3 protein-coding genes and 1 pseudogene are annotated in these 5219 nt (G+C 67.9%); 3 read left to right on the top strand and 1 reads right to left on the bottom strand.

Features of this window, described 5'->3' with window-relative positions:
* Together ACFU0Y_RS16930 and ACFU0Y_RS16925 are read left to right on the top strand one after the other, a co-directional pair.
* On the top strand, positions 1-494 hold a 494-nt coding region (locus ACFU0Y_RS16930; RefSeq protein WP_380215936.1), incomplete at its 5' end, for a lamin tail domain-containing protein.
* Positions 495-867: 373 nt separating this feature from the next.
* Positions 868-2517, top strand: a pseudogene (locus ACFU0Y_RS16925) (alkaline phosphatase D family protein).
* A 181-nt stretch (positions 2518-2698) separates the two neighbouring features.
* Here ACFU0Y_RS16925 and ACFU0Y_RS16920 read toward each other — a convergent pair.
* Positions 2699-3403, bottom strand: a complete 705-nt coding sequence (locus ACFU0Y_RS16920) for a sulfite exporter TauE/SafE family protein (RefSeq protein WP_380215934.1) — start codon at positions 3401-3403, stop codon at positions 2699-2701.
* A gap of 401 nt (positions 3404-3804) precedes the next feature.
* Here ACFU0Y_RS16920 and ACFU0Y_RS16915 point away from each other — a divergent pair, with 401 nt between their 5' ends.
* Positions 3805-5184 (top strand): Nramp family divalent metal transporter, encoded by a 1380-nt coding sequence (locus tag ACFU0Y_RS16915; RefSeq protein WP_380215932.1) that lies wholly within the window; start codon positions 3805-3807, stop codon positions 5182-5184.
* Positions 5185-5219: the final 35 nt, after the last annotated feature.

Raw genomic sequence — 5219 nt, 5'->3', positions numbered from 1 at the left:
GCGTCGCCCGTGTCGACGCCGCCGGCCTGGACCTGGGCGTCTACACCGTGAACTCCCCCGAGGCCGTGCAGCACGTCATCGACCTCGGCGTCGACCTGATCACCGGGGACTTCCCGATCCAGACCGACCGCTACCTCGACGGGCAAAACCCCTACCCCGCCGACCACGGCGTGGAGATCACCGACTCCGTCAACGACGTTCCGGGCAACGACGTCCAGCCCGAGACCGGGGAACACGTGGTGCTCACCAACACCGGCACCCGCACCGTGGACGTCAGCGGCTGGATTCTGCGCGACGCCGCCAACAACGTCCTGGTCGTGGGTGAGGGCTACCAGCTGGCCCCCGGCGCGCAACTGCGCATCTACACCGGACCCGGGACGAACACCGAGGACGCGTACTACAACGGCGGCACGGGTGCCGTGCTCAACAACGGCGGCGACTCCGTCGCACTGTGGACCGACGAGGACACGCTGCAGGACGTCTTCGCGAACTGAGCCAGGATCTCATCACCAACCACCCACCAGCTCCAAGACTCTGCACCCCCGGGGAGACATCCCGGGGGTGCAGGTCTGAAACCGGCTCCGTAGAGGCTCGGAGGTACGACCCCGGACGTGCCCCGGGCCCACGCTGTCCCGCCAGAGAACAACCGGTGGGGCCCCATGAGAACCCCCCACCGCGACACCGCGGTGGTCGAGCCGCGCCGGTCGGACGGGAGGTGCGGTCGATGCACAGAACAGTGGCGTCCTGCATGGTGACCACACGGCTGATCCGGTGACCGGCCTCCGGCAGCAGGGCGCTCACCGGCCGGTCGACGGAATGTCGCCGACCGTTCAGCCCCAGGTCAACCATGGGGCGGAGGATCGACCCATGGCTACCTTCTCCCGCCGCGGTCTGCTCCAGGGCTCCCTCGCGGCCTCCGCTCTGACCGTCGCCGGCAAGACCGCGGCCTCTGCCGCCGGCCCCGTGCTGCCGGCCCGCACGTCGTCCCCGGCGCTGGTGCGCCGGCGTCTGCACCTGCCCAGCGGCATCGCCACCGGCGACGTGACGTCCTCCTCGGCGATCCTGTGGTCCCGCACGGACGGCACCGGCCGCATGGTGGCGCGGCTGCGCGCCGTGGACGCCGAGGGCGCGCCCACCCGCGGCCGCGGCGGCTTCGAACGGACCCTGACCTCCGGGTGGGTGAGCGAGGCGACCGACCACACCGTCAAGATCGGGGCCACGGATCTGCCTTCGGGCACGCGCTTCGCCCTCGAGGTGCGTTTCGAGGACGAGGAGGGCGTGCTCTCCGACGTCCACCACGGCACCTTCCGGACCGCACCGGGCGGCCGCGGGAGGGGAAATTCCGGCGGACACGGGCACGGCGCCGGCAGCCGCAGCCAGTCCTTCGTGTGGACGGGTGACACGGCCGGACAGGGTTGGGGTATCAACCCCGACCTGGGCGGGATGTACACCTACCGGGCGATGCACGATGCGGACCCGGACTTCTTCATCCACTCCGGGGACACGATCTACGCCGACGGCCCGATCCAGGCGGAAGTCACCGAAGCGGACGGCCGTATCTGGCGCAACCTGGTCACCGAAGGCGTCACCAAGGTCGCCGAGACCCAGGAGGAGTACCGGGCCCGCCACCGGTACAACCTCATGGACGACAATGTGCGGGCGCTGTACGCCGACGTGCCCGTGGTGGCCCAGTGGGACGACCACGAGACCACCAACAACTGGTGGGCCGGGGAGATCCTCGAAGATGAGCGCTACACCGTGCGCGACGTCAACACCCTGGCCGCCCGCGGGCGCCGGGCCTGGCAGGAGTACCAACCCCTCGGCGAGGCCCGTGCCCTGCGCCCGGGCACCACGGGCTTCGAGGACCAGCGCATCTACCGCCGACTCGAGCGCGGCCCGCAGCTGGACGTCTTCTGCCTCGACATGCGCACCTTCAAGGGCAGAAACACGGACGGTCTGGAGCCGCACGCCACGCCCCTGCTCGGTGAGGAGCAGGTGCAGTGGCTCATCGACGGCGTGAGGTCCTCGCGCGCCACCTGGTAAGTGATCGCCGCGGACCTCCCCTTGGGGGTGATCGTCCCGGACGGGAAGGCGCAGGAGTCGATCAGCAACGCCGACGACGGGGCCCCGCTGGGCCGAGAGCTCGAGCTGGCCCGGGTGCTCAAGGCCTTCAAGGACGCCGGCGTGCGCAACGTCGTGTGGGTGACCGCGGACGTCCACTACTGTGCTGCGCACCACTACTCGCCCGAGCGGGCGGCGTTCACCGACTTCGACGAGTTCTGGGAGTTCGTGGCCGGCCCGATCAACGCTGGCACCTTCGGCCCGAACGAGCTGGACGGCACCTTCGGCCCGGAACAGGTTTTCGCCAAGGCCGGACCCACCGCCGGCTCCCCACGCGACGGACGCTTCCAGTTCTTCGGCCACGTGCAACTGGACGAGGACGACGTTTTGACCGTGAGTCTGCGCGACGGCCTCGGTGGCACGGTATTCAGCAAGGAGCTCGTCCCGCACCGTTGAGCCCCGTCCCCGGCGGTCCACCGAAAGGCAACGCCTACAGCAACGTCTTTCCCGGGGCAGTGTCCGGTAGTCGGCCATATGTAAAGCAGTGGTTGATTGTGGGCCATCTACCGAGCCTCTGCTGAGGTATTTGCTCTGTGGTGGACCCTGGACGCGCTATTTTCCGACGCCCCCGGTGTCCTCAGATTGCCTGGATGATGACTAGTCCGGCGCCTATTGCCGATGCCACCAGCCCTGCTCTGCGCACGAGTTGCCGGTTGAGTCGTCTGTTGACCCATCCGGATGCCGCGAAGCCGAGGAGCATGGCGGGGGCCAGGATCGCCGCGAACTCCAGTGTGCGCCGGTCGATTGATCCGACGGCCGTGAGCGCGGCCAGCGACATGAGGGCCCCGACGAGGAAGAACGCGCTCATGGTGCCGCGCATCCGGGCTCGCGAGGTGCCGTGCCAGACGAGGGCCATGGGTGGGCCACCGATGGACGTGGTGGTTCCCAGGAGGCCGGAGGCCGCCCCCGCGGCGGCGACCGCGGCCGGCCGGGGTTGCGGCTGCCAGCCACACACGCTGAGCAGCACAGCGAGCAGCACCGTGCCCGCAAGGATGAGAGCCAGAATCCTCGGGGCCAGGGCGGCCACCAGCAGGGCTCCGGCCACTGTGCCCGGGATCCGGCCGAGGAGGGCCCAGCCCGTGCCCTTGAGGTCGACCGCGGCGCGGTCCCGCAGTACGCCGAAAACGGTGAGGACGGCAGCGAGGAGCACGATGGACCCGGGCAGCAGAGTCGGATCTATCAGGGCGATCACCGGGGCCGCCAGGAGGCCGAGACCGAAGCCGATGGCCCCCTGCAGACAGGAGGCCACGGCCACCACGAGTGCGACGAGCAAGAGCTCCATGCCGGGCATCAGTCACCTTTTGGTCACAGGGATAGGGGCGCGGCACAGTGCCGTGGTCGATACCACCCTGGCACTACTGCGCACTTCGCGCAATTGGTGGCGAAGGATACTCCAGCATTCCGGGTTCGTCGGCCGGGTTCTTGCGCGGCAATACCCGCGCATTCTGCGTGTTCTTCGGGCATCCAGCGGACTTGGCGACCAGAGGCTGGAAGTATCACCGTGGTCCTTATCACGTCATGGTGTTGCGTGAATCACGCAGATGTGTCAGCATTCTACTCAGATCGCGCAGACAGGTGACCGGCATCACGTCGACATGGCCTGGTCGCGCACCATCTGAAAGCACCCGTGCGGCGGCGTCCGGCCGCGCCGGCACGCGGTGTCGTTCCCCAAGGAGGCAGACCATGTCGACCACATCACTCCCCGTGCCGAAGACGACGCAGCAGTATCCCGAGCAGCAACCGATCCCCCGGGGCCTCGGCCTGGTCACCTCGCTGGGCCCGGGCCTGGTGCTGGCCATGACTTTCCTAGGCACCGGCGACCTGGTCAGCTCCTCGGTCTCGGGAGCCAACTACGGCTACGCCCTGCTGTGGACGCTGGTGCTCTCGCTGATCGCCCGCACGTTCATCATCTCCGCGATCGCCAAGTACACGCTGATGAACCGGTTCGGGGACACCCAGATCCTCGAGGGCTTCAAGCGCATTCTGCCCTGGCTGCCCGGCCTTATGGCCGTCGTCGTGCTCATCGCCGGCTTCGTCACCCAGGCCACCTTCCTCAAGGCCTCCGCCATCGGCCTCTACCAGCTGACCGGCGGCAGCTGGGGCGGTTCCTGGGGGAACTTCGTGTGCGCCCTGGTCGTGATGGGGCTGACCCTGTTCATGGTCACCCGCAAGCGGTCCTTCGTGATCCTCGAGTACTTCGCCCGCTTCGCCTCGGTGGCCATGATCCTTGCCTTCCTCTACGCGCTCATCCAGCTGGGCCACTTCGACGTGGGCGGCTTCTTCCGCGGCATGGCCTTCGAGATGCCTCCGAACTCGGTGGACAGCGCCTTCGCCCCCATCGTGATCGCCAGCGCGACCATCGGCACCATCGCCGGCAACATGCCCAACATGCTCTACTCCGGTTTCATGAAGGACAAGGGCTGGGTGGGCCCGCGCTACCGTCGCATCCAGCAGCTCGACCTCGTCGCCGGCATGGCGCCGCTGCTGGTGATCAACCTGCTGTTCTGGATCGTCGCCGCCGAGTTCTCCCGCGACAACCCCGGCTTCGTCATCAACACCGAAGGCGATCTGTCCCAGATGATGAGCATCGCCGTCGGCCCCATTGGCCCCATCCTGCTGTGGATGTGCATCTTCCTGGCTGCCATGACCAGCTTCCCGCCCCAGTCCCGCGGTTTCGCCCAGCTGGCCATCAACGGACTCCACCTCAGCACCCGCAAGGGCAAGCAGTACCTGGGCGGCAAGGACGAGCAGGACCCGCTGTTCAAGAAGATCCAGATCATCGGTTTCATCGTCCTGCCGCTGATTGCCTCCCTGCCCGCGGCACCGAACCTGATCGCCTTGAACATCGTGGGCACCAGTGTCTCCACGGTCCTGAGCCTGCCGTTCATCGTCGTCGGCATCCTTGTGCTCACCGGGAGCAAGAAGTTCATGGCCGACTACGCCGTGAACAAGTGGTGGCAGACCGCGCTGCTGGTGATCCTCGGCATCATCGCCATCGTGGTCGGCTTCCAGATCGCGATGAACATCCCCGACATGTTCGCCACGGCCTTCTCCGGCGAGTAGCACTCCGGCCCGCCGGTCCTCCCACCCCGGGGAGG

The sequence above is a fragment of the Kocuria sp. NPDC057446 genome (assembly GCF_042802875.1).
Taxonomy (GTDB): domain Bacteria; phylum Actinomycetota; class Actinomycetes; order Actinomycetales; family Micrococcaceae; genus Kocuria.
Note: the sequence above shows the minus strand (reverse complement) of the source record. Positions and strands in the feature narration are given on the sequence as shown.

Bases quoted from the DNA above. Each gene is read 5' to 3' on its own strand.
- ACFU0Y_RS16915 (WP_380215932.1), top strand. From the start codon at position 3,805: ATGTCGACCACATCACTCCCCGTGCCGAAGACGACGCAGCAGTATCCC.
- ACFU0Y_RS16920 (WP_380215934.1), bottom strand. From the start codon at position 3,403: ATGGAGCTCTTGCTCGTCGCACTCGTGGTGGCCGTGGCCTCCTGTCTG.